Annotated in this window: 17 protein-coding genes; all 17 read right to left on the bottom strand. The window is 55.7% G+C overall.

Features of this window, described 5'->3' with window-relative positions:
* Positions 1–106: 106 nt before the first annotated feature.
* The 17 genes from KJS47_RS20800 to KJS47_RS20720 all read right to left on the bottom strand — a co-directional run bounded on the left by KJS47_RS20800 (position 107) and on the right by KJS47_RS20720 (position 24,516).
* Positions 107–2,764 (bottom strand): stalk domain-containing protein, encoded by a 2,658-nt coding sequence (locus tag KJS47_RS20800; protein WP_213527319.1) that lies wholly within the window; start codon positions 2,762–2,764, stop codon positions 107–109.
* Between the two features lie 172 nt (positions 2,765–2,936).
* The gene (gene metK / locus KJS47_RS20795) at positions 2,937–4,160 is read right to left on the bottom strand and encodes a methionine adenosyltransferase (protein WP_213527317.1); all 1,224 of its coding nucleotides are present in this window, start codon (positions 4,158–4,160) and stop codon (positions 2,937–2,939) included.
* Positions 4,161–4,277: 117 nt separating this feature from the next.
* On the bottom strand, positions 4,278–4,559 hold the full coding sequence (locus tag KJS47_RS20790) for an alpha/beta-type small acid-soluble spore protein (protein WP_213527315.1): 282 nt from the start codon (positions 4,557–4,559) through the stop codon (positions 4,278–4,280).
* A 190-nt stretch (positions 4,560–4,749) separates the two neighbouring features.
* Positions 4,750–5,283: a hypothetical protein gene (locus KJS47_RS20785; RefSeq protein WP_249716613.1), complete on the bottom strand. Its 534-nt coding sequence runs from the start codon at positions 5,281–5,283 to the stop codon at positions 4,750–4,752.
* Between the two features lie 145 nt (positions 5,284–5,428).
* On the bottom strand, positions 5,429–8,377 hold the full coding sequence (locus KJS47_RS20780; RefSeq protein WP_213527313.1) for an S-layer homology domain-containing protein: 2,949 nt from the start codon (positions 8,375–8,377) through the stop codon (positions 5,429–5,431).
* A gap of 507 nt (positions 8,378–8,884) precedes the next feature.
* Positions 8,885–12,784 carry an S-layer homology domain-containing protein gene (locus KJS47_RS20775; RefSeq protein WP_213527311.1) on the bottom strand — a complete coding sequence of 1,300 codons (3,900 nt, stop codon included), beginning with the start codon at positions 12,782–12,784 and terminating at the stop codon, positions 8,885–8,887.
* Positions 12,785–12,943: 159 nt separating this feature from the next.
* Positions 12,944–14,038, bottom strand: a complete 1,095-nt coding sequence (locus KJS47_RS20770) for an MraY family glycosyltransferase (protein WP_213527309.1) — start codon at positions 14,036–14,038, stop codon at positions 12,944–12,946.
* Positions 14,039–14,232: 194 nt separating this feature from the next.
* Positions 14,233–15,333 (bottom strand): polysaccharide pyruvyl transferase CsaB, encoded by a 1,101-nt coding sequence (gene csaB, locus KJS47_RS20765; protein WP_213527307.1) that lies wholly within the window; start codon positions 15,331–15,333, stop codon positions 14,233–14,235.
* Positions 15,318–17,378, bottom strand: a complete 2,061-nt coding sequence (locus tag KJS47_RS20760; protein WP_483874602.1) for a DUF5693 family protein — start codon at positions 17,376–17,378, stop codon at positions 15,318–15,320. Before KJS47_RS20760 ends, csaB begins: the two co-directional genes overlap by 16 nt.
* 22 nt (positions 17,379–17,400) lie before the next feature.
* Complete coding sequence (locus KJS47_RS20755) at positions 17,401–19,098, bottom strand: phospho-sugar mutase (RefSeq protein WP_213527303.1); 1,698 nt, start codon at positions 19,096–19,098, stop codon at positions 17,401–17,403.
* Positions 19,099–19,163: 65 nt separating this feature from the next.
* Positions 19,164–19,595: a 3-hydroxyacyl-ACP dehydratase FabZ gene (gene fabZ, locus KJS47_RS20750; protein ID WP_213527301.1), complete on the bottom strand. Its 432-nt coding sequence runs from the start codon at positions 19,593–19,595 to the stop codon at positions 19,164–19,166.
* A 363-nt stretch (positions 19,596–19,958) separates the two neighbouring features.
* Positions 19,959–20,168, bottom strand: a complete 210-nt coding sequence (locus tag KJS47_RS24300) for a DNA-directed RNA polymerase subunit beta (protein ID WP_213527299.1) — start codon at positions 20,166–20,168, stop codon at positions 19,959–19,961.
* An 18-nt stretch (positions 20,169–20,186) separates the two neighbouring features.
* Positions 20,187–21,050 carry a flagellar hook-basal body protein gene (locus KJS47_RS20740; RefSeq protein WP_213527298.1) on the bottom strand — a complete coding sequence of 288 codons (864 nt, stop codon included), beginning with the start codon at positions 21,048–21,050 and terminating at the stop codon, positions 20,187–20,189.
* A 36-nt stretch (positions 21,051–21,086) separates the two neighbouring features.
* On the bottom strand, positions 21,087–21,983 hold the full coding sequence (locus KJS47_RS20735) for a flagellar hook-basal body protein (RefSeq protein ID WP_213527296.1): 897 nt from the start codon (positions 21,981–21,983) through the stop codon (positions 21,087–21,089).
* A 12-nt stretch (positions 21,984–21,995) separates the two neighbouring features.
* Positions 21,996–23,015: a rod shape-determining protein MreB gene (mreB, locus tag KJS47_RS20730; protein ID WP_213527295.1), complete on the bottom strand. Its 1,020-nt coding sequence runs from the start codon at positions 23,013–23,015 to the stop codon at positions 21,996–21,998.
* 171 nt (positions 23,016–23,186) lie between these two features.
* Positions 23,187–23,483: a sporulation transcriptional regulator SpoIIID gene (gene spoIIID, locus KJS47_RS20725; RefSeq protein ID WP_213527293.1), complete on the bottom strand. Its 297-nt coding sequence runs from the start codon at positions 23,481–23,483 to the stop codon at positions 23,187–23,189.
* Positions 23,484–23,787: 304 nt separating this feature from the next.
* On the bottom strand, positions 23,788–24,516 hold the full coding sequence (locus KJS47_RS20720) for a M23 family metallopeptidase (RefSeq protein WP_213527291.1): 729 nt from the start codon (positions 24,514–24,516) through the stop codon (positions 23,788–23,790).
* Between the last annotated feature and the right edge of the window lie 54 nt (positions 24,517–24,570).

The following is a 24,570-nucleotide window of genomic DNA, read 5'->3' as shown; positions in this document are numbered from 1 at the left end:
CCAGACCCCTTCATTGGCCTATGCTCTATTTGTAACAGTGTAACATATTTCCGGCCGTTTGAAAGGTTCCCCTAGCCCTATTTTGCCACAGCACAACTTTCCAACCCTATTCAAGCGTAACGGTTAAAGTAGGCTGGTCCCAGCTGACCTTCCATCCCATGTTCTCGGTCAGGACGCGGAGAGGAACCATGGTCCGCTCGTTGATGAGCTGCGGCGGCACCTCTGCGGTGATAGCCGTTCCGTTCACGTTCAGTCTGAGCTGATCGAGCCAGAACTCCGCCATCTGGCCGTCCTTGTAGATCGTGACCTTGCGCTCTTCTCCTTCTTTCCACGGAACGACCTCTCCGCCAAGCGCTTCCGTTACGAAACGGATCGGCACGAGCGTGTTGCCCGCGATGAGCACCGGCGCCTGGTCGATCGTCATCGTCTTGCCGTTGACGGTGATTTGCGGCTTGTTGATCGTCAGCTTCACTTGGTTGAGCGAGGTTTGCGGGCCGCTGTTCTTGTACTCGAATTTGATATCGTCGAGGATGACCGTCCCTTTTCTCGCCCGCTCGTCGCGTCCTTCCTCGATGTCGGCGATGTAGATCCGCTTCAGCTTGACCGGGTAGGCCGGCTTCAGGGCGGACAGGTTGGCGCTGACCGTTTGCCAGCCGTTCCAGTTGATCGCTTTGGTGAAATCGACGCGATGGATCGCGCCCTTCGCATCCACCAGCTCGGCGCGCAGCCAGTTCAGGCTCATGTCGCCCCATACTTTGGCGCTGATCGATTGCGGCTCGCCCTCTACGGCGACGCCGGTTCCATCTCCGAAATTCGCATAGGCGGCCAGCGTACCGCCTGTCAGCGGAAGCTCATAGTTCAGCTGCAGAGCCTGGTTGGTCGCTGCGAGTCCCTGCAGACCGGGAGCGACGGCCACCGAGCCCTTCACGCCTTGCGTAGCGCTGAAGCTGGTTGCGGGATTCGCCTTGTCGAAGTCGGCCCATACCTTCTGGGCTCCCATCGACAGATTGGCTATCGTGCTGAACCCGTCATACTTGGCGATAATTTGTCCCGACGTGGCGCCCGCAAGCGAGCCGACCGTCAGCGTATCGCCTTTGAACGTTCCCGGGAAGCCTCTGGTCTCCCATTGGAACGACTCGGCCGGAACGACCTTCTCTGTGCCATCCTTCATCTTGGCGCGCACCGAGAGCTTGATAGCCGCGTTGTCCATTAAAATGCTGCTGGACGGCTGAATCGTCAGGCTCTCGATATCTTCGCGTCCGGCGATGTGAACCTTCTTGGTTTGCGTCGCTTTTCCCGACTTGACCGTAATGGTCGCATCCCCTTTTTTGGCTGCCGTCAGGACATTGTCCTGGAACGTGCCCATGCCGCCCGAGATGGACCAGGTCGCTGGGCCGTCGAGCGAAGCCAGCGGGTTGTAGTAGACGTCATAGCCGGCTGCGGTGTACGAAGCTTTCTCGCCGATAAACAGATTGGTTGCGCCTTTGATGTCTAGAGCGAGCGCTTCCCCCTTCGGAGCGAGCGTCCAGACGCCGACCCCGTTCACGATCGGCCGCTGGTAGTTCGACTCCGGCGCGCTGACAAGCTCGACCTGATTCTCGCCGAGCGGACGGGCGACCATTTGCGAGGAGCCTCCGCCGTCGAGGTTCATGCCCTTCCAAACGCCGATCTGAACCATCAGATCCTGCATCTCGGCGAAGCTCATGCCAACGCTGCCGGCATTGTCTTCCACGTTGATCAAGTAAGCAAACTTCTGATCCTTCGAGTATCCGATCGCGGTACGCGCCCGGTATCCTTTATAATCGGCATCCGTTCTGGAGAACGAGGTGGCTTTGCCGCCGTCGACCAGAATGGTGTGCCCGCCGATCATCATTTTGAAGTTGGCGGTGTCGTAAGATTTGGACGGGTCTCTCGGCACGATCGCATAGGTTGAGTTGATCTTATCGCCTGGCTTCAGGTGAGCCATGACCCAATCCGCGCCTTTGCCGGCCGAACGCAGGATGTAGCCGTCCGCAGGCGGCGTCTGGCGGAAAATATCGTGCTGCTTGATCTCTTGGACGACACCGTTCTTGACGAGCACCTCGGTCGGGTTCGTCACGCCGTCGTTCGCGCGGTCTTCGCTGCCCCAAGCGTCGGTGTACAAGAAGATGCTGTCGATCATGCTGTGCTGACCGCTCGGCTCGAACCAATAATAGGTCTTGTTCACGCCGCCCAGATTGAAGCTGGCGCCGTCGGCCGCCGTCACCGAGCCCGTGAACGTGAACAAATCGATCACCGGCTTGTTATCCTTCGTCAGCGCGAAGCTGTAGAAGCCCGGGAGGTCATCCGGCGTGGCCATCAGCTTGCCGTTCGAAATTTGCGGACCCATGGGAGAACCGGACGATTGCGTGTTGAAAAAGTCTCCGTTTACTCCTGCTATAGCGCCGCTTTCGGTCGCCATGTTCTTGACGTTTTGCTTATTGGTGAATTTGCCTTTGGCCGTCATGACGTCGAGCTTCACAAGCGGGTTGTCCAGCGCCACCTCAATGACGTTGGCCTTCACTTGGACCGATTTGCCGCTGCGGGTGCCTGTCCATTGGTACTTCTTGACGATGGCGCCCGAGGTGATGATATCCTGCCCCAAGTAAGCTACCGTTCCGGCAGCTGAAGCTTGATTCGGTGCAGTGGTCACGGATACGGTTTGAAAGGCGAGAGCGAAGGCGAGGACGAGTCCTGCGGCTTTGCGTAGACGCCTCTTCCCGTCTTTCTTGGCTTGCTGCTTCATTCCAGTTTCTCCTCCAAATCTAGCTTTCTAGCTATTTCTCTAGCTTTGCTCTTACTATTAGACCGTTTTTTCACCAAAAAGTTACGTATTCGCCCAAAAAAAGAGCCATCTGCTGCGCAGATGGCTCCTTTTGCCCCAAAAGGACGTATTAGTACGTATGGAAAGCGTTCGATTAGGCGAGCGCTTCTTGCTTGAGGATCTCGGCTTTGTCGGTGCGCTCCCAAGGGAGGTCGACATCCGTGCGGCCGAAGTGTCCGTAAGCAGCCGTTTGCTTGTAGATCGGACGACGGAGCTCCAGCTCCTTGATAATGCCGGCGGAACGAAGGTCAAAATGCTTCTCGATGAGCGAGACCAGTTTCTCTTCGCTTACTTTGCCGGTGCCGAATGTATCTACGCTAATGGAAACCGGACGTGCGACGCCGATCGCATAGGCGAGTTGGATCTCGCACTTGTCGGCAAGACCAGCCGCTACCACGTTCTTGGCCACGTAGCGGGCCGCGTAAGCCGCGGAACGGTCAACCTTTGTCGGATCCTTGCCGGAGAAGGCGCCGCCGCCATGACGGGCATAGCCGCCGTACGTATCGACGATGATTTTGCGGCCGGTCAGGCCGGCATCGCCCTGCGGTCCACCGATAACGAAGCGGCCGGTCGGGTTGATGAAATATTTGATCTCGGCATCCAGGAACTCAACCGGAACGACCGGCTTGATGACGTGCTCCTTGATATCGTTTTGGATTTGCTCGAGTGTTATTTCCTCCGCGTGTTGGGTAGATACTACAATGGTATCTACACGCACCGGGCGGTTGCCTTCGTATTCGACCGTCACTTGGGTCTTGCCGTCCGGGCGAAGGTAAGGCAGCGTGCCGTTCTTGCGTACTTCGGACAAGCGGCGGGAGAGACGGTGCGACAGAGCGATCGGCATCGGCATCAGTTCGGGAGTCTCGTTTACCGCGAAGCCGAACATGAGGCCTTGGTCACCTGCGCCAAGCGCTTCAATCTCTTCATCGGTCATTTGGCCTTCGCGTGCTTCGAGAGCACGGTCAACCCCTTGCGCGATGTCGGCGGACTGCTCGTTCAACGACGTCAGAACGGCGCAGGTTTTGTAATCAAACCCATATTTCGCACGTGTGTAGCCGATCTCCTTGATCGTATTGCGTACAATCGCCGGGATATCGATATAATCCGCACGGCTGGAAATTTCACCAATGACAAGCACAAGCCCTGTAGCTACCGATACTTCGCAGGCTACACGGGCATTCGGGTCTTCCTTCAAAAACGCATCCAGCACCGCATCGGAAATTTGGTCACAGATTTTATCCGGATGACCTTCGGTTACCGATTCCGACGTGAACAAGCGTCTATTATTTGAAGTCGCCACTCGTCTCGACCTCCTCATTCAAGAATATAGTTGATTTACACAAAAAACCAACCTTCTCCAATAGGAGGAGGCGGGTTTCGTACGAACTTTCTAGAACATAGTACTTGATTTGTCTAAGGCTGTCAATTGATGACGTTAGGATAAAGTAAAAAGGGCTTCTTCCGCTTTTTGGATCAGTCGCTTCGTAATATGACCGCCTACCGCCCCTGCGTCACGCGAGGCAATATGGCCCCAATACTCCTCTTGTTTCCTTGCCGTACCGATCGAGCCAAGCTCGCCGGCAAACTCCGTATTGGCGTCGCTGAGTGCAGCATAGGGGTTGCCTACAGGGAGTCCAAGCTCGGCCGCAATCTCATACTTCATCTGATCCAATGCTTGCTTGCTTGCAGGGACAAGCTTGTGATTCGATTTGGCCATTAGGGTTCATCTCCTTTTGATTCAGCAATGTACCGTTAGTATGGCACCCGGGAATCGGGCCACTCGTATAAGATCCTGCCACCCGGGGGAAAATCAAGGAACGGCAAGGAGAGGGCGCGGCTTTCTGAAAGCCTGCCCTCTCCCTTTTCTTGCTGCTGTCCGAACTTCTAAACGGTAGCAAGTCCCACATCTACTTAACCGGCGTGCCGTCCGCATTCAAATGGAGATAGCTGCCCTTCACCATCACATAAACGATGGTTTTGTTCGACGGGTCTGCTTTGATACCGCGCCCTTCCCTCGGGAAGAGGAGCAAATGGTTCGTCGAGACGGTTGTGCCGGCCACCAAATCCTTGCCGGCCGTCACATCCGGAATCGTGTTGTCGTCGTTGCTGATTGCGATGGCTTTGCCATTCCGTACGATAACTTCTGTTCCCGCAGCCGCATACAGCTGCTGTCCCGCCTGCAGCTCCACGACGGTAACGGTGCCGTTTCCGGAATTGGAAGGCGGCGTCACCGGAGTCGGCGTGGCCGAAGGGGTACCCGCGCCAGCTTGGCCCAACGCTTCTTTTATCTTCTGATCAACATAGCTTTTCGTTACGGCCGGATCGTCAATCGAACCTGGCTGCGTGCCCGCATCCGCATTCGTCACGACGATGGAGCCGAGCCACAAGCCTGCTCCCAATGCAACGGGAGCCGCCAATAGGGCCCAACGTTTTCTAATCAAGTCGCTTCACCTCTGGTCTGATTTCCTTGTCTACTGCTTTTCCATCTAACTCTCTCTAGTTTATACTCTTGTTTTGCTAGTTTGTTGTTCTTGAGCATAAAAAAGAAGACCCCGAGGGGCCTTCTTTTCGAAAGCTTGTTACTTATTACTTAGTACTAGCTTTGATCGGAGTAGTTGCGGACTTACCAGTTGCGGAAGTCGCAGTCAGATCGAAGGTTACTTCGCCAGTTTTGTTATCTGCGTTCGCAGTAACGGAGATTTGACCGTACTGGTCAACAGTTACGCTTCCACCTTGAACGTTGCTTACGGAGAAGTTAACAGCCAGCAGGTAGTTGTACTTAGCAGCGTTCATTTTGTTGTACACTACGCCGTAGTTGTCCGTTACGTCCAGGTTCATAACAACGAATGCGTTATCGCCAGTAGCCTTGATTGGTTGAACGCTAGTGTTGCCTGCAGCAACCTTCGTTACGGAGATGGAGTCGCTCTTAACGGTAACTTCTACAGTAGCTTGCTTCGTCAGACCGTTTACGGTCTTGAAGCTTACGTTCAGCGTAGCAGTGCCTGCTTTGTTGCCGATCACGTACGCTTTATTGCCAACCAGCTCAACGTTAGCTACGCTAGTGTTGGAGGAAGTGATAGCCGTGATGGTGTCAGGCAGGGCAACCTTGTCGCCGGACGGGCTTGTTGCACTTACAATGACTTGTCTTGCAAACTTACTTACCGAAGCTTTGCGCTGTTCAGCAAGAGTGATTTGTTGTTCAGTTTTGTCTGCGTTGTAACCGTAAGTTACACCAGTTACCGAGCTGGAGTCACCAGCGTTGAACAGCGGTTGTACAGCGTCAACTTGGTAAGTCAGACCAGTCTCATCGGAAGGAACCACTTCGACTTGACGGGAAACACTGTTCAGAAGTGTTGGATTGCCGCCTACGACTTTATATAGTTCCACAGTAAAGCTCATGGTATCTGTTGCACCAGCCGTGGTAACAAAACGCTTCGTTTTGCTAAGTTGTTTGAATGTGTTGTCACCCTTATTGTCATACACAATGCTAGTCTCTCCAGCTTTCGGCTTAAGAATATCTGTAGGAGAAGCATCTTCTGCAATAAACTTGGTATCACCGTTGGTGTCCTTCTGAACCAATTTAGCAATATAGGAGGCACCCGCGACATCTTTAGCCGTGTCCATGCTCTTGCCATACTGGTCGATGACCTTAACGACAAATTTGGAATAGGCACCGGCAACGATTTTCTTGCTCGGCTCAGTTGTGATTTCCAGATGATCAGGAGTACGCACATTATTAACAGTATATTGTCTGGAAACATAGCTGTTAGGTACAGTTGGGATATAAGCTGTTACCGAAACCATGCTTCTAGACTGAGCCGTAATTTCAGAAAGATGAATCTTTCCTTTATTCTCACCAGAAGTCATCAGCTCTACAGATTTGGCGCCCGAAACAGAGAGTTCAATGCGCTTTGCATTTGTATCACTAATCAGATCCTCAGTGCTCAGTTGGTTGCCATTGGCGTCATAAGCGATCAGCGGAATGTAAACATCTTGGTCGCCTGCAGCGATTACGTCGCCCAGTTCGCCGATTTCGAGCTTAGTAGCTACTTTGGAAGAATTAACATTAATCGTGGCAGTAGCCGAAGCGCCTTGGTAGTACACTTGAGCCGTGTATGTGCCTGATTTATCAACTTCCTTATTCAGCGATACGCGAACATCTGTGATGCCGTCACTATTATGATCCTTGACGTTGTATTCCAGCTTGTTCTCAAATGGTGTGAACAGCACTTGTACGTTCTTTTCAACTTCGACACTGTGGGGCACAATGTTACCGTATTGATCGTACAGTTTCAGATCGAAAGTAGCTGTTTCGCCTCTTTTATTGATAGCCGAATCTACAGAATACTTCACATCGCCAAGCTCCATCTTTTGGACGAAGGGCGCAGTACCCACAGTGAAGTTTTTGCTAACGGTAGCCCGATTGTCCGTATGGTAAATATTTACCGACACAATATCGAGATTAGGGCGAAGTGCTTCGGTATCAAGACTCAGGTTGAGCAGCCCATCATCACCTTTGGTCAGACTATAAGTAATATTCGGGCTAATAAAAGCGTTGTAAGAACCGGCAGAGAAGGATGCATTCTCACCATACTGGTTGGTTGCTTTCAACTTGACGATCGACTTACTAGCTTGAGCGATGTAGTCGCTAGTAGTCAGGAACTCGATTTTTTGGACAGCTTCGTCTTGAGCGTCGAAGCTCAGGGAAGTTGTGCCAACCGCGGAGGACTCATAGCCACCCAGTGTTACGGTGTATTGACCAGCGGAGAGCTTAGTGTTGGTCAGAGTCAGCGTAGCGGATTTCTTGTCGTCTGCCCACTTAACGGAAGTTGCGACTGCGATCGTCGAACCTTTCTTCAGGGACAGTTGAGCTTTAGCAGTGTCAACTGCTTTGTTGAAGCTAACCGTTACCTTTTGAACGCCAGCTGCTTTCACTTCTTTCAGCGAAACCTTCTGAGCGTCCTCGATCATCTGCCAAGCAGTGTACGTAGCGTCAACGAGTTGGCCACGGAGTGCAGGAGCAGTGTAATCGGATTGCTTAGCGATGAGGCCGTTTGCGATAGCTGCTGCTACATAGCCTTCAGCCCAGTTGGATACGTTGCCGGATACGCTAGCACCAGGAGTCGGAGCGATTCCGAATGCGCGGTCCAGAACGGTAGCCAGTTGCTCAACAGTTACGTTGCCAGTCGGCAGGAACTTGAGCGGTACATCGGATACGCCTTCCATCAGGTTAGCTTTGGTAGCAGCGCCGATGAAGCCTGCTGCCCAGCCGGAACCTTCCAGGTCAGTGTATGCTGCAGCTGCTGCTGCATCTTCGTTCAAGCCTTTCAGCTTGTTGATGATTTTCGCGAACTGAGCGCGTGTCATTGCGTCTTCGAGGGCTGGTTTGTCTCCATCTGTACCTTCGAAGATCCCTTGTGCTTTCAGTGCTTCGTACTTCTCCAGTGTTGTTGTCGGTTCAGCAGCGGCTGCTACGGAAGCGAACATGGAGAAAGCCATCGCAGTGCTAAGTACTACGGATAAACTTTTCTTCATAACCTTTTTTTCTCCTCCTCGAATTTCATGAGTGCGTTGTCTAGAATAGTTGGAGCTCGTTTCCCTCATTCAGTGATTCACCCCCTTTCCGAAGTTGAGCGGCATTCTATAAATGGATGTCTGTAACCTGATGTGAGTCACAGAAACTAGTAAACTAAGGAAGCATGGGAAATAATAGACTCAATGCCACTTTAACATTATACAATGGACCCTCTTTGTCGTAAAGAGTATTTTTGAGAAAAATAACCAGTCGACAAGGAGTCGAGCCTGTTTGTGATGACTCACTGTATTAAACGTCCCGTCTCGGAAAAAGTTGCGCGTGCCGCAAAAAAATTTCCGGCGATTTTTTACCGGTTTCTGAACGCGATCTCCCGCACTTTGACGGGCCCGTCCTATTTCTTCCTAGGCAAATCTTAGTATACAAGGAATATTCTACTCCGTCATTCAGCAATTATTACCAAGAAGTAGAGCCCGTCCGGCATCGGACGGACTCTATGAAACCTGTCGTTAATTGAGATTTGACGGAAAAATCTTTGTCGAATCCTGAAGCAGCCGCACCGCGATCTGCCCGGCCTGGGCCCGGGTCAGCGGGGATTTCGGCTCAAAACGGAAGGTCGGCTTCTTCTGGCCTTCCTTTGGCGGGTTGTCGAGACCCACCATGATCCCCTTCTTATACACGGCCTCGACAAGCGGCAGCGCATAATACTGGATATCTTCGGCATCGGTGAACGCCTTGGTCAAGCTGGCCAGCAGCTTGGCGTCGTTGACGGACGTCTTCAAGTTAAGCGCACGCGAGATCATGGCCGCTGCCTGCTCGCGCGACAGCCGCTCCTTGGCGCCGAAATAGCCGTTGTCGAGCCCCGTCACGATCCCTGCCCGCGCAGCGGTCTCGATGTACTTGTAATTCCATGTCACCCCTGCTTGGTCTTCCGGACGAACATCGAAGAACGTATTCTTGCCTTCGTAGTTGAGCGGAATGTTCATCGACTTGACGAGCAGCGTCGCGAACTCCCCGCGGGTCGTATAGTCATCCGTTCCGAAATCCTCGGTACGAAGATTCGGCATGATCCCCTTGGCAAACAGCGCTTCGAGCACATTGCGCGCCCACGGATGATTGGTTACGTCGTCAAAGCCGTAACGCAGCTTGGCCACCATGTAATAACCGAAGTCGTCAAACGGAACCTTGATCGTATTGTTCTTGGTATCCACTTCTCCGCCGATATTCACCCATTGCCCTTGGTCATTGAAATGGAACACGGTCACGACGGTACCGGCGTCGGTTACGACGGACTCGTTGTATTTGATCTTCAGCTCGCCGCGGTTGGTCGGAACCAGCTTGCGCGTCGGCTCGAATTGCGTAAAGGTTCCTTCTACCGAATACGGATTGAGTCCGTTCGTAGCCGGCTTGAAGTAGCCGGTGTTTTTCGTTCCAAGCTCGCCTACGCCTCCGTGGATCCAATAAACCTGGGAGATCGGCGTGAACCGCTCGCGGTTCAGCTGGCTGGTAAACGGAATGGACAGCCGGGGCTCAATCGGAATGATCCGCTGCCCGGTGCGCGCATCGGTTCTCTGATCGGTCTGGTAGCCGAGCAGGTTGCCGTAATCGTTCTGACGCTCGACGGCGCCGTCTCCCGGATCGGCCAGGCCGAACAGCAGCTTCGTGTCGCTGTAGTACTGCTGAACGCCGCCGTTCATGGACGGGTAAGCCCGCTTGAGCATCGTCCCTTTCGGGAAGGTGAGCTCGAGACCTTTGTCGAACATGCTGTGCTTGGTTCCGAGCTTCTCCATATACTGTGCGCCGACTTCGGTGCTGTTCGCGTAGAACACGTTGACCGTGGCCTGCAAATCTCCGCTAGGCCGGTTGATCGTAACCTTGATGGCGTTGTCCTTCTGAGGCTTCAGTCCGACATATTCATAGACGAACCGGTCGTTGAAGTCAGGCCGCTTCTCTGCCTTTTCTCCGCCGATAGTCACACCGGTCGCGCCTTCGGCCTCGATATCGAAGCGGACGAAGTTCTTGTTCACGACGATCCGATTGCCGACAGTCGGCTGAGGAGCGAGAATCCGGTAATCGGACACCTCGCGGACGACCTCAATCCGCTGGGTGATCGTCGCGCCGACCTTATTCTTCAGCTCGATCATGAACGGATACGAGCCGGTCTTGCTAATATCGATATCCTTGATTCGGATGACAAAGTTCCGGGCCTTGCCGTAATAATCGTACGCTACATTGGACGGGTTGCTAACGACATAGCCGAGGAAGGGATCCGACGGCTGTCCCGACGAGAGGTAGCTGTAGGACGGAATCGAATCGTCGTACGGATTGGTTACCCCGTCTCCAATCGTTTTGAACTCGAATAGCGTGGTGCCCGCCTGCGTAATCTTGACGTAGTTCGCCCCACCCGCTTTGACGGCGAGGTCGATCTTCTTCTCGCTTGTCGTAAACTTGTTGTTTTTGAATTGAATCAACGGCGAATCGATGAAAACCTTGCTGCTATCGTTCCAGGTCGTCCCGTCCACCGGCGCACGGCCGCCGCTCGGGATGATGACCGGCGTGAAGTTCTCGACCGTCGAAGCGTTCACGTCTACGATGTACAACCGGATTTCTTTCACGACATCGCGGCTGATGGTGCCCTCGTTGTCCGTATAGCGCACGCGGAATTGAAGACGGTTCTCCCCGTAGTTCAGGCTGCCGGGCTGGTTGTCGACATAGAGCGTCGGCAGGTAGAACGAGAAATCGTCGTTAATGGCAAGCGTAGTCGTCTTGCCGTTGATCGAATACTCGGCGAACGGCTTCGCATCGAAACCGACCAGCTTGCCTTTGATGTTGCTGATCGCCCGGTTCGTCTCGCGCGAGTCAATGGTAATCGTCTGTCCGTCGTAGAGGTTCTCGACGTAAATATAGTTCTTGGAGACGTAGTTGACCGTCGCCTGGACGAATGCGTTCGACCCCTCGATGTGGAAGCGGAGCTTTTGCTCCCCGCTCGGAAAGTTCGTGATTTGATAGATATATTTGTTCGTTCCGATTTTCTCGACAAAGCTGACTTCCAGAGAACCGGCGGGCAGAATCTCCCCGATCAGCTTGGAGACGGCCGGATCGAAATCTTTATTGGTTTCGACCTGGATATAATAGGAAGAGTTTAGAACCTCGCTGTTGTTCAGATCCCGGGTGACGAGATAGGAAGACCCGTTCTTCTCGACAAGCGAAAGGCTCTTGATCAGAACCTGTCCGCTCAAGTAGTTAAAGGACTTGGTGCCCGTATAGGTAACGCCGTTGTAATCGAGAGACAGCGTGACTGACTGGCGGCCCGTTTCCGGTAGGCCGGTTGTAGTCAAGTTGTACGCATGGGTCTGGAATTCGACCAGCTTGTACTTATTGGTCGTGCCGTCTTCGCTCGGAATGTCGATCGTCTTGACCGCCCCGTTGATGCCGACCGGCGACGGGTTGTTGCCCGGCTGGTTCGGGTCGAAGACGCTGACCGGGATCGAGCTGTCAAACGGAGTCGCATGATACGGCAGAATCATCCCGACCTTGAGACTGGCCGTCGTCTGCGGGTCGGTCAGCGTCGGGATGTTGCCGAGCAGCTTCTGGCTGCCGTCGGAGCCGTGCATGATCTCAAGGGAATAGAAAGGCTCGCTCGGATCGTAATAGTAGATCGTACGGTTGACGGTAATGGTATTGGAGCCGTTCTGCAACACGAGCTGAATCTCGTTTTTGCCAGGCTTGACGCTGATCGGCGGAACGAAGAACGCCCCGTCCTCCATAACGTTCGCCTTGGAGCCGTTCACCGTAACCTGGCTTGTATTGTTCGCTACACCATCCAGATAGATCTGCATGACATAGTTCGGGTCTTGGGTAGCCGGCTTCTCGAGCACGATACTGGTGCCTTCGTTCAGCGGAATCGAAGCGTTCTGGTCGGCCCTTACTTTGAGAGATTGCAGGTACGGGACGTCGTCGTAGATCACGTAGAACGTATCCGACCGTTCCGTGCTTCCCTGCTTGCCGGTAATGGTGACCTTGTTAAAGCCCGAGAACAGTTCGAGGCTCGAAATCTCGAACCGGTTGCTCGATACCGCATTGACGGTCGAATTGAAGAACCGCTGCGGGTCCGGGACCCATTTCGATTTCTCATATTTCATCTGCTCCACACGGATCGTCAGCGAATCGGCCGATACGTATTGGAACGTTCCTTTGATGGACATCGTTTTGCCGTTCGCCACATAGGCGTCGGCTCTCGTCAACGTTTCCGGATTGGCAGGGTTCGCCTTGCTCGCAAGCGCCGAGTCGTCAGGAATAAAATAATTGGGCGTGGCGGCTTGGACCGTAGCGGACATAGCGGGCAGCATGCTGAGCAGCAGCGCCAGAACCAGCAGCAGGCTAGTCCATCGGGTCATTCTGGTGTTCAAGGGAGTTCCTCCTTCAAAAACTGGTCTTTATCTTGGTTATCGGCTTGCCGACCAGAAATTGTTAGCTTGCCAAGCCGATTCGACCAAGGGATCTAGGAAGAGTTTATAGACAGCAAAAAAGCCCTCTCCGTCCAAGACGGAGAGGACTTTGACTTGTCCTTATTTGGATGCGCGGGAACGGGTCATGGCGATGGTGCGCTGAATGAACTGCAGCACCGGCTTGCGGCTCTTGCTGATGATGCCTATCGCCTCTGCCCCTACCTCCATAATTAAGAGAATGATAACAGTGACGACAATGGTCCCCCACTGTGACGTCTGGGAGAGCAGAACAGCACATATTCCGAAGAGCGTCGCAATCCCGTAAATGATCAGAACCGTCTTCTTCATGCTGAACCCGAGGCTCATCAGACAATGGTGCAGATGCCCCTTGTCCGCGGTAAAAATCGGTTTCCTGTGCAGTTTCCTCCGAACGATCGCGATGAACGTATCGCCGAGCGGCACACCGAGAATCGCAATCGGGACAAGGAAGGTAACGACGGTCGCCGACTTGTAACCTAGCACAGATAGTGTCGCTAGACTAAAGCCGAGAAATAGAGAGCCGGAATCTCCCATAAAGATCTTGGCCGGATGGAAGTTATAGAAGAGAAAGCCGATAATGCTGCCGAGCAGCACGACGCTCAGCAGAATAACCGTGACGTTGCCCATCATGATGGCCAAAACCAGTATGGTGGCGGTCGCAATGCCGGATACGCCGGCAGAGAGCCCGTCCAGTCCGTCGATCAGGTTAATCGCATTGGTCACGCCCACGATCCACAATATAGTAATCGGGATGCTGACCCAATTGTTCAAATCGATAGAATCGCCAAACGGCAGCGTAAGATAATCTACTTTGAGTCCGAACGATACGACAACGGCAGCCGCCGCAATTTGACCGATCAGCTTCACCTTCGGCGACAAATCGAACCGGTCATCCAGGGCACCGACAAGAACGATAATCGTTCCTCCCAAGAGCATCCCTAAAGCGACATGCATGTCATAGTCTTGTGTGGCCGGGGCAATAATGAAATAAGCTCCTACGAAGGCCAGGAAAATCGCCAGTCCGCCAAGACGGGCCATCGGCTTCGAGTGGACGGAACGGTGATTCGGTATGTCCACGGCGCCGACCCAAAAAGCCAGTTTCTTAACCAGCGGAGTAAGTACGACGGCAAGCAGGCAGGCGGCAACCAGTCCGATTACGCACAACCACCAATTCATAAGTTTAACAACCCCTTATTTCTCTCTGATGCTGCATACGCAATAGATTATACCCGTTTTGGGGCTTAACTCAACCTTTTTTTCTAGCATTTTCCCCTATTCCTACTAAATTTCGATAGGGAATTGCTATTTTTATTGATAGAACAGGAAGCAAGGAAGCCCGGCAGCCTACGCATGCCGGGCCAGATTGCCCGCTACAGCAGGGAAGCGACGATCTGCTTGGCCGGCTGATGCGCTTCCTGCTTCAGGCTGTCGATGAAGCTGCGCTTCTCCTCTACCCATTGCTCCCGGTTTTGCAGCAGACGGATCGATTCCCGCGCTGCCGCCGAGCTATCCAGCGTCTCTGTCGTTCCCGCCGGCTTCAGCCCGAGCCTCTGGAGAAACTGGTCGATTTTGGGGTCATACGAGATGCCCATGACCGGTACGTACTGAGAGGCGGCATAGATCAGCGAGTGAAGCCTCATGCCGATCATGAGGTCGCAGCGGCTCACCTCCGCCAGCATATCCTGAGGATGATGTACATCCTCGGCAATCCCGACGTTCTCCTTGCCTTCCGCACCCATGAACCGGATCGTCTCCTCCGAGGCCGTCCGGTCGGACGGCAGGTGGAACGGCAGGAAGCGGATCTCGACATCCCTGCTTCTCTCCAGCTCTTGGAGCCAGGCCGCCACTCGCTGCAGATCGCTCCGGTCCTCCTTCCAGTAGCGGACGGATACGCCGACGACCGGGCGGCTCTTCTTACTGTCTTCCGACTCGCTGCGAAGGGGAAGCCCCATGACCGGATCCGGCACCACCTCGACCGGCACTCCCTGGAGCCCCATCTTCTTCAGCAGCTGCGCCGATTCGGCATCGCGTACCGACACATAGCGGCATTCACGGAACACCCCGGCAATCCACGAATCAAACTGACGGCGGTTCACCGGCCCAATGCCTTGGGAGTAAATGTAAGTCGGCTTCCGCAGCCACTGGGCGAGCTTCAGGATGGCCAGGTAATACGGGATCGTCTTGCTCCCCGTCGCATCCTGGAGCAGGCTGCCGCCCCCGCTGATCAAGCCGTCGCTTGAGCGAATCGCCTGCCAGACTGCGCCGGGCTTCATCCGATGAGCGGCCCGGACGCCGTACATCCGCTCCGTCCAGGCCGGATCTATCGACAGCACGATAGGCTCGATCGTTACGCCCTGCCGCTTGCCCTCGCTTTCGAGAGCAAGGAGAATCGACTGCAGCACCGCTTCGTCGCCGCTGTTTTTGAAGCCGTAATAACCGGACAGCACAATGCGCTTCAGAGGCGTACCCATCGTTTCCAACCCCTAACGAGAATTTCCCAAATGCCGATGTAGATCAAGCCGATGATGACGCCGAACAGAATGCCGTAGCCGACACGGATCGCCGAAATGACAACCGGGGTGTGCAGGTGACAGAACGTATCGACGATCGACAACTGGCCGATGACACCTAGGACGAGCAGGTACAGGGCCGACGGCCGATATTTCACCGCCAGATAACCCCCCAGAAGGAACAGCGGATGGGCGATCAGGAATTCCTTGAACCGCGGCCGGACGCGCAGCGTGTTCTCAAGGAACGAGCGGAAGAACTTCTCGAACGCCGACGCTTGGCCCTCATTTCCTGTGCGGGACAGATAGTACATAATGGCAACTGCAAAAATCGCGGCGAGCACGACCCACAGCACGCGGATATTCATGGACAGCAGCGTCTTGGCGCGGTCCACGATCTGACGGCCGCTGAGTCCCTCGCTGAACAGCACCAGATAGAGTCCCACCAATAGTATCGGGGCGAGGTGAAGTAGGCTGACTCCCCGGAACTGGTCGATCACCAGGCTGTAAATAACATTGTTCAGCAGGGCGATGACGAACACGACGCCGATCAACGTAATCCCGACGGTCCGCACGAACAGATTGACCGTGAAGCCGATCGGAGACAGGCGTTCCTGTGCCGCCGAGCGCCGGCGCGCCCGCTGAATTGCGAGAATCGTAGCGATTGTCGGTGCACAGATGGCCGCCCCGAGGGCGATCATCTTCAGAAGCAGGCTGTTGGCGACCAGATACAGGCCGGCCGAGCCGACGAGCCCGATGGCAAAGCTGCCGAGCGTTGCCCACGGCAGAAACGCACCGATGGTGAGGGCGACGAGCGCCACCGCGCCTGCCACCGTAATCGGCTTGAGGAACTTTTGCCAGGACGACTGGTAGATGGCGAATGCTTCTGCCGGAGCAGATGAGTACCCTGCCTTCTTGATGCGCGGAATAGCGCCGTCCTCGCCGTTCAGGCTCGCGAGGACCTGGTCGACCGGATCGGTATAGCTTGCCTTCTCCGGATTTTTGGATGGCCTAGCGTTCAGGAATACCATCCGAATGTTCCGGTCCTTGACGGCCAGGACGAACCGGTCTGAGGTCGCCTGCACCTTGTCCTTCATTTCCTGCTCGGTTAAATTGCCGGTCAGCTTGTCCGCTTCCGCTTCCGTGAACGAATGCAGCCGAATCACCCGGTATTTGAGCTCTTTGGCAAGGGTATTGAAGCCCTTTTGCGGAGCTTTAAGCAGTTCGATATTGGCCAGTGTCATCTGGTATTTGTTCAGAAGACCCGCCATTGTCTTGAGAGAGTCGGAGTTTTCCTTGCCGTCATAGCCCGGAACCGCCTCTCCTTCAAAAATAACGGTTCTCGCTCCCGCCTGCTTGTAGGCGGACAGCACCCGGTCCATATCGGCCTCCGAGAAGGGGAGGCTGCGGTTGGACAGCCGGGCCACTACGCGCAGCCCCTTCTGCTTGATCTGTTCCAGCGCGAACGGATCCGGATCCAGCACCTTCAGAGAAGCTTCCTCCGGCGGAACGGCGAGCTTCAGCCCCTGACGGCCGCCGTACGACCAAGGCTCGGTTTTGATCTGGTATTTTTGGAACGCCCGCTCGATGATCGGCGCAAGACGCTGCTGGGCCTGCGAGTCGGCAAACAAAACATACGTGGCATTCTCGCCGGGCGGGGCCGGCTTCTGGTCGAAGACGGCAATCTCCCGGGAAGAGTACAGATCGATCCGCTTGGCCTGTCGAAGCTCGTTCAACGTGCTCTCATAAACGGCCATCGACTGGACGCCGGCTTTTTTCATCGCATCCAGCTGCTGATCGATGTATTGCTGCGGGTTTGGCTTGAACTCGGAGATATCCAGCAAATCCCTGTAATCAAAAACAAATTCGACATGCTTCGCCGAGGTCTCCGTGCGAACCCGCTCGTAGGCGAGCGGCAGCGAAGCCAGCAGGGCTACGATGACGAGCCACCACAGCAGTCTGGACGCTTTTCGGTTCCAGCGTGTGTACCAATGAATCAAACTGTCCACTCCTATCCAAAACGTATCGTTGCTACTCGTCGATCCGGCTCATGACGGCCCGGCGCAGTGCTTCCAGCTCGCTCGCCGACTGCTCCGCCGTCTCCCCCTTGACCGAGAAGTAAATCTTGATCTTCGGCTCGGTGCCCGACGGCCGCAGGCAGAACCAGGAGCCGTCCTCAAGCGTATACTTGAGCACATTCTCCTGGGGCAGGCCGTCGAGCCCTTGCGAATAATCGAGTGCCTGCGTGACGGCCTTGCCCGCTACCTCGGCAGGAGGCTCGTTTCGCCAGGCGTCCATAATGCGGCCGATTTTCTCCAAGCCGTCCTTGCCCTTGAGCGTACGCGACTCGAGCGCCTCCAGGAAATGCCCGAATCGGCCGTACAGCTCCTGCAGCACATCATAGAGCGTCTTGCCCTGGCTCTTGTAATAGGCGGCCGCCTCGCTGATCAAGAGGGACGCAACGACGGCATCCTTATCGCGGGCATACGTGCCCGCCAGGTAGCCGTAGCTCTCCTCATAGCCGAACAGGAAGGTATAGCGGCCATCCTCGTATTCCGTCATTTTTTCGCCGATGTACTTGAACCCGGTCAGCGTGTTCATGACCTCGACTCCGTAGCTGCGGGCGATGTCCGCCCCCATCTCGCTCGTGACGATCGTCTTGATGACCAGCCCGTTGTCCGGCAGCTTGTTCTGCTCCTTCAAGCTGTCCAGCAAATAATGGATCATGATCGCGCCGGACTGGTTGCCGGTCAGCACGAAATAGTCGCCTTCGGGGTTCTTCACCACCGCGCCCATCCGGTCGCAGTCCGGATCGGTTCCGATAATCAGGTCCGCGTCATCCTTCTTGGCCAGCTCGATCGCGAGCCGGAAGGCTTCCTTCTCCTCCGGATTCGGCGACTTCACGGTCGAGAAGTCGGGGTCCGGCAGCTCCTGCTCCGGTACGACGGCGACATGCGGGAAGCCCGCGCGCCGCAGCACCTCTCGTACCGGCACATTGCCCGCACCGTGCAGCGGCGTATACACGATCTTGAGGGCGCCGCCGTTCGCCTGAGCTGCCTGTGGATTCGGGCTCGCCGAGGTCACGGCCGTGACGAACGCCTCGTCCACTTCCCCGCCGAGCCACTCAAGCAGCCCCTTCGCCTCCGCCTCTTCCCTGGTCAGACGGCGAATGTCTGCGAAGTCGAGCGAGCGGATCTCGGCTGTCACCTCACCTGCCGCAGCGGTCGTCAGCTGGCCGCCATTCGGGCCATACACCTTATAACCGTTGTACTCAGGCGGGTTGTGGCTCGCCGTTACCACGATGCCGGCCGAAGAGCCGAAGTGGCGAACGGCGAACGACAGCTCCGGCGTCGGCCGCAGCGATTCGAACAGGTACGCCTTCACGCCGTTGCCCGCCAGCACCAGTGCCGCCTCGAGCGCGAACTCGGGCGAGCGGTGTCTGGAGTCGTAGGCGATAGCGACGGAAGGAGAATTCCCTCCCTGCCGCAGCAAATATTGGGCAAGCCCCTGGGTCGCCTTGCCCACCGTATAGAGATTCATCCGGTTCGTGCCGGCTCCGATGACGCCGCGGAGGCCGCCGGTGCCGAACTCCAACTCTTTATAGAAACGATCCTCAATTTCCTTCTCTTGTCCCTCTATCGCGCGAAGTTCCGCCTTGGTCTCTTCATCTATCCCGGGATTCTGCAGCCACTGCTCATAAAGTGTTCCGTGATTGGTCAACTCCATCATTCGCTTCCCCCTATGTCGTTCAGATGATGACTCCTCGATCCTCGCCCGCCGGCGGAACGGTCTCTTTATTCTCGGTCCGCCAGAGCGAACATGATCTCGCCCTCCGCTACGATCTTGTCGTCGACTTTGGCGACGCCGCGTCCTTTGCCGATAGAGCCCTTCAACCGGATAATCTCGACCTCGAGCCGCAAGGTATCACCCGGTCTCACCTGGCCCCGGAACCGGAAGCCGTCCAGCCCGGCCAGCATGCCAAGCTTCCCTTTGTTCGCCTCCATGCTCAGCATGGCGATCGCGCCTACCTGGGCCAGCGCTTCCGTAATAAGCACGCCGGGCATGACCGGATAGCCGGGAAAGTGTCCGTTGAAGAACTCCTCGTTGATCGTCACGTTTTTGATCCCGACGGCCCGTTTGCCCTCCTCCATCTCGAGAATCCGGTCTACGAGCAAAAACGGATACCGGTGGGGAATAATGGCCTTAATTTGATCCACATTCAGCATAGCTAGGCTCCTTTGCACCCGATATAGTATAAAAGCAACGCCAATCAAGAAAACTAGAGGATGTCCCTTCATGGTCTGCAGCTGTGAAGGTTGATATAAGAGGGCATTTCTCCGGACGCGCCTTTGGGCTTCTCGGAGACGTGCCCTTTTCCCCAACAGCCCGTCCAAGCGGGCCATGAACAAGCGGTATGTATTCCCGCGCATGCCGGGACGTGGAGGCTCCCTCCTCACGGTTTGTTAGGGGAGGCCTCACGTTTCCTCATTATAGCGTTGATGGGACGAAAAAAAAACTCCCCTGGAGGGAGCTTCGGGACGCATCGGGCAAGGGTCCTTATCCCTTACCACGCAAGCGGTCCTTTTGAATCAGAAAACAAGGTCAAACAGATGTTTCCAGGTCTGCAGATTCCAGACCTCGGACATGGGCTGTTTGCCTACGTAGACGTATCCCGCCACCATCCCCACCCAAAGGGCAAGGAGGCAGGCGAGCGGTACTAACAAGGGCCGAATGATAGCCCAGGTCCGCTTGGCCCACTTCTTCCGGGTTGGGGCGGGAGTCGGTTTCGTGTCAGTCACTGGCCATCCCTCGCTTCGTTATCCTCTTAGATTGTTCGCCAGCTGCATCATGGTGTCGGAGGAAGAGACGGCTCGGGAGCTGAGCTGGAACGCCCGTTGGACGGTCATCAGTTCCGTCATTTCGGTGCTCAGGTCCACATTGGACTGCTCCAGATAGCCCTGCTGCAGGACATTCTTGACCGCACGGCCGTTGTTGTCCGTGTAGCCGTCCTGCAGGACGTTGCCCGCTGCCACGCCAGCGGGCAGGCCATACTTATTGTTGCCGATTTCCTGCAAATATTGCGGGCGCAGCACGCGCTGCACTTTGATAACCCCGGCGTCTCGTTCCGGAGCTGTCGGGTCGGCCGGATTCTGGGCTGTTACCCGGCCCTCCTCGTCAACGGCCATCTTGAAGCCTTTGGGGATCCGGATCGGCTGATCGTCCGTTCCCCGAACCCAATAGCCCTCCGCCGAGGCAAGGTACAGGTTGTCCGGATCGGCCGGATTGATGCCGAGCTGAAAGGCGCCGTCTCTCGTATACATCGATTCGTTAACCTTGTTGCCGTTTGCGTCGGTATAGGTGCGCACCAGCTCGAAGACGCCGTCTCCCGCGATGGCGATGTCCGTCTCGTTGCCCGTAGACTCCAGCGGGCCCGGGGTGAGGTTCATCTGGATGCCCCCAAGCCGCACGCCCCAGCTCTGGTTCAGACCGGCCGGGCTGAGCCGCCCTTCCCGTTGAAACAGCGGGGGCTGCTGCTGCCGGCTCGTCAGAATATCCTCGAACGAAGCTTCCTTCTTCTTGTAGCCGACTGTTTTCACATTCGCCATGTTGTTCGCGATGACATCGAGCTTTTGCTGCATCGCGTTCATGGAGACCATGGCGCTAATCATCGAATGGTTCATCCTGCTCGTTCCTCCCTTGCCCGGCGGCGGACGCCGTTACACACGGCCGACTTCGTTGACGGCCTTCTCCAAGCTTTTATCGTAAAATTGAACCATCTTCTGGTTCGCCTCATAAGCACGCAACGCCGCCATCATATCGACGGTGGACTGCGCCGCGTCGACATTAGACCGCTCGACGAAGCCCTGTCTCACCTGCACGCCTTCCGCCGGGTCGGCCTGCCGCACTTCCCGGGCATCCTCCTCGTTCAGCCGGAAGACGTTGTTGCCCTCGCGGATAAGCCGGTTTGGATTACCCACCACCGACAGCAAGACGCCGACGGGCTCTCCGGCGGCATCGACAACCGGCTGGTTGTCAAGCCCTACCAGCTCGCCCGTCTCGGTAATCCGCACATTGCTAAGCGGCGTTCCGTCTTGCGCGCGCAGCGTCAAGGGCTGTCCATCCCGGCCCAGCACCCGGAATCCCTCTGCCGTTACAAGCTGTCCGAGCTCGCTCGCGGTAAACTTGCCGTCGCGCGTATAATAGCGGTTGTTCTGACCGTCCGCGACGGTAAAGAACGCCTGGGGCTGGAAGACCCATGTGCCGTCGGCCAGCACCTCTTTGCCGGACGCGTCAAACTGCCGACCGGGCACACGAATGTCCGAGACGAGCGCTAGATCAAGCGAATTGCCCGTCTCCTGGAGCGCTCCCTGCCCGAAGGTCGGCACGTCCTCTTCTACCAGGACGCCAGCATTAAGGCGGCCAATCGACTGGCTGGTCTTCTGCCCCGGTTCACCGTTTACGAGCGAGATCAGCATCTCCGGAAACGCCCGCGAGACGGCGTTGCCCTGCTTGAACCCGGCCGTATTGAGATTGGCGATATTATTGGTAATCGTGTCATGCTTGCGCTGTTGTGTCAACATGCCGGACGCCGATGTATATAACCCTCTAAGCATGATGTTCCTCCTTTATTTGCCCAGACCAGCATAGCTGGCGGACTTGGACGACCCGCGGTTCAAGTTGTCCAGCATCGCGCCCGTTCCCCGAACCACGCAATGGATCGGGTCTTCCGCGACCAGAACGGGCACGAGCAGTTCCTCCGCGAGCAGCTCGTCCATACCGTGAAGCAGCGCTCCGCCGCCGGTCAGCACGACGCCTTTGTCGATAATATCCGCCGACAGCTCGGGAGGCGTGCGCTCGAGCAGCTTCTTCGCCGATTGCACGATGGCGGCCACCGATTCGGCCAAAGCCTCTTTCACCTCGTCCGAACGGACGGTGACGGACATGGGCAAGCCGGACACCATGTCCCGCCCTCTTATCTCTATATCGGCAGAACGGCCGCTCGGCGACACTGTTCCGATCCTCATTTTTATTTCTTCCGCCGTTCTCTCTCCGATCAAGAGCTTGTACTGCGCTTTAATATATTTGATAATCGCTTCGTCAAACTTGTCCCCCGCGATTTTGATGGAGGAGGAGGCTACGAGGTCACCCATCGACAGGATGGATACATTCGTTGTGCCTCCCCCAATGTCCACTACCATATTGCCGCCCGGCTCGAATATTTCCATTCCGGCGCCGATCGCGGCAGCCTTAGGTTCGTCTTCAAGAAAGACGGTTTTCGCGCCGCAGCGCTTGGCCGCTTCGCGAATCGCCTTCTGCTCCACCGAGGTGATGTTGGTCGGGGCGCAGATCAGAATCCGCGGAGAACGGAACCAGCTGCGTCCGCCGACCTTGTTCAAAAAGTATTTCAGCATCATCTCCGTCATCTCAAAATCAGCGATGACTCCGTCGCGCAGCGGCCGAATGGCCACAATGTTACCCGGTGTCCGCCCCACCATTCGGCGGGCTTCCTCGCCAACCGCCAGCACGCGTCCCGACTCGCAATCCACCGCGACAACCGAAGGCTCGTCGAGGACAACGCCTTTGCCTTTCACATATATGGACACGTTAGCGGTGCCCAGATCGATCCCAATGTCCCTGCCCAGCATGATCTCTGCCGTTCCTCCCCGACCGTATGCGTTCCCGGGCCCGCCTTTTCGGCGGACCGGCGAATCCGTCTACTGCTCTTTTTCTAGCATAGATTCGCCAAAAATAAACAAATTCCTCCTTTATCCGTTAGTTATTAGCAAGAATCAGGCAACGGCTGGAGGAATCGGTTATTAGGATTTGGCGGAGACCATGAGATCGGGCTGGCCTGCTTTCGGGCTTCTCGTTTTTTTGTATTTGATTTTGGTGGCTTCTCCTCCCCGCAGATGCCGGATTGATTTGTGATATTCCAATATAACTTTCACTTGATTGGCCAGCTCCGGGTTGATATCCGGCAGCCTTTCGGTGAGATCTTTGTGCACCGTGCTTTTGGATACACCAAATTCCTTGGCAATGGTGCGAACCGTGTTCCTGGTCTCCACTAAGCAGCGTCCGATTTTAATGGTTCGCTCTTTGATGTAATCGTGCACTCCCCTCGCCTCCCTACTCGAGATAGTTTGGTACAGTATATGAGGAGCGTGCCTATATATTCTTTGTTTCCCGGCGCGAGCGCCCGGGGGACGGGCCTTTTCTTGCGAAATCGCCCTATGTTGATACGCTCAGGACAGAGCTGTCCGCCGCATCGGGTCCGGATGCTCCATCGCTCTCTGCCTTGCCGCCCCCGCCCTGCGACCCTCTCCATAAAAAAAGCAGGGAACCTTGGGGTTCCCTGCAAAGATCCTGTTCCCGCTTGGAACCGGCTGACCGATTCCAGTGCCTCCTCGGAGGCGATTGTTACTTGTCGGAGAGAATGGCGTCCGGATTGAGTGCGGCACCGTCCTGCCCTTGGCGCACTTCGAAGTGGAGATGGCTGCCCAGATCCTTTTCGAGCTCGCTGCTGCCGGCTTTGCCGATCAGGTCGCCCTTCTTGACTTCCTGGTCCTTGGCCACCTTCACCTCGCCCAGGCTTTGATAGACGGTGACCATGCCGTTCGGGTGGGCGATCTCGACGATGTTGCCGGCGAGCATATGCTTCTCTACATTGATGACTTTGCCGCTGCCTGCCGCCAGTACGTCGAACGCCTGCTTATCCTCTCTCGCCAGGTCGATGCCGACGTGAGGCGTGAACGTGTCTCCGTATTGGAGCATGGCGGCCTGCTTGACCGAAGGCTCGGCCTTGCTGTCGAAGAACGGAAGAGCGACCGACAGCTCGCTGCGGGAGCTTACGGGCCATGCCAGCGTTTCCTGGGCGGTGGCGACCGGCTGGTCTTTCGATTCGGCGTTCGTCTTGGCTTTCTCTACGCCGAGGCCCACTTGGTCCTCGGACAAGGTGTTCTTGGCCGAATTCTGATAGACCAGCATTAACGTTAAGATGATAGCCGCCGCTGCCATGTAAAGCGCCGGGAAAGCCCATTTCTTGGCAAGCAGCCTGCGCCATGGAGAATGCGGGGTTACAGGTTGGACTCCTTCTAGCGATTGAGGAGCCTCTTTCTTGGTCGGATTGACTTTGTTTTGATCATTCATCTTATATCACCTCACCACCCATTGTTGCCAGAACGCTAGGTTTTAAACATGGGC

The sequence above is a fragment of the Paenibacillus sp. J31TS4 genome (assembly GCF_018403265.1).
Classification (GTDB): Bacteria; Bacillota; Bacilli; order Paenibacillales; family NBRC-103111; genus J31TS4.
The sequence above is the reverse complement of the archived record's forward strand: the minus strand, read 5'-3'. Positions and strand labels throughout refer to the sequence as shown.

What these genes read in the sequence shown, in the direction of transcription:
- KJS47_RS20755 (WP_213527303.1), bottom strand. Translation starts at nt 19,098, where the DNA reads ATGATGGAGTTGACCAATCACGGAACACTTTATGAGCAGTGGCTGCAG.
- KJS47_RS20790 (WP_213527315.1), bottom strand. Translation starts at nt 4,559, where the DNA reads ATGGCCAAATCGAATCACAAGCTTGTCCCTGCAAGCAAGCAAGCATTG.
- KJS47_RS20770 (WP_213527309.1), bottom strand. Translation starts at nt 14,038, where the DNA reads ATGAATTGGTGGTTGTGCGTAATCGGACTGGTTGCCGCCTGCCTGCTT.
- KJS47_RS20720 (WP_213527291.1), bottom strand. Translation starts at nt 24,516, where the DNA reads ATGAATGATCAAAACAAAGTCAATCCGACCAAGAAAGAGGCTCCTCAA.
- KJS47_RS20780 (WP_213527313.1), bottom strand. Translation starts at nt 8,377, where the DNA reads ATGAAGAAAAGTTTATCCGTAGTACTTAGCACTGCGATGGCTTTCTCC.
- KJS47_RS20740 (WP_213527298.1), bottom strand. Translation starts at nt 21,050, where the DNA reads ATGAACCATTCGATGATTAGCGCCATGGTCTCCATGAACGCGATGCAG.
- KJS47_RS20735 (WP_213527296.1), bottom strand. Translation starts at nt 21,983, where the DNA reads ATGCTTAGAGGGTTATATACATCGGCGTCCGGCATGTTGACACAACAG.
- metK (WP_213527317.1), bottom strand. Translation starts at nt 4,160, where the DNA reads ATGAGGAGGTCGAGACGAGTGGCGACTTCAAATAATAGACGCTTGTTC.
- csaB (WP_213527307.1), bottom strand. Translation starts at nt 15,333, where the DNA reads ATGGGTACGCCTCTGAAGCGCATTGTGCTGTCCGGTTATTACGGCTTC.
- mreB (WP_213527295.1), bottom strand. Translation starts at nt 23,015, where the DNA reads ATGCTGGGCAGGGACATTGGGATCGATCTGGGCACCGCTAACGTGTCC.
- fabZ (WP_213527301.1), bottom strand. Translation starts at nt 19,595, where the DNA reads ATGCTGAATGTGGATCAAATTAAGGCCATTATTCCCCACCGGTATCCG.
- KJS47_RS20800 (WP_213527319.1), bottom strand. Translation starts at nt 2,764, where the DNA reads ATGAAGCAGCAAGCCAAGAAAGACGGGAAGAGGCGTCTACGCAAAGCC.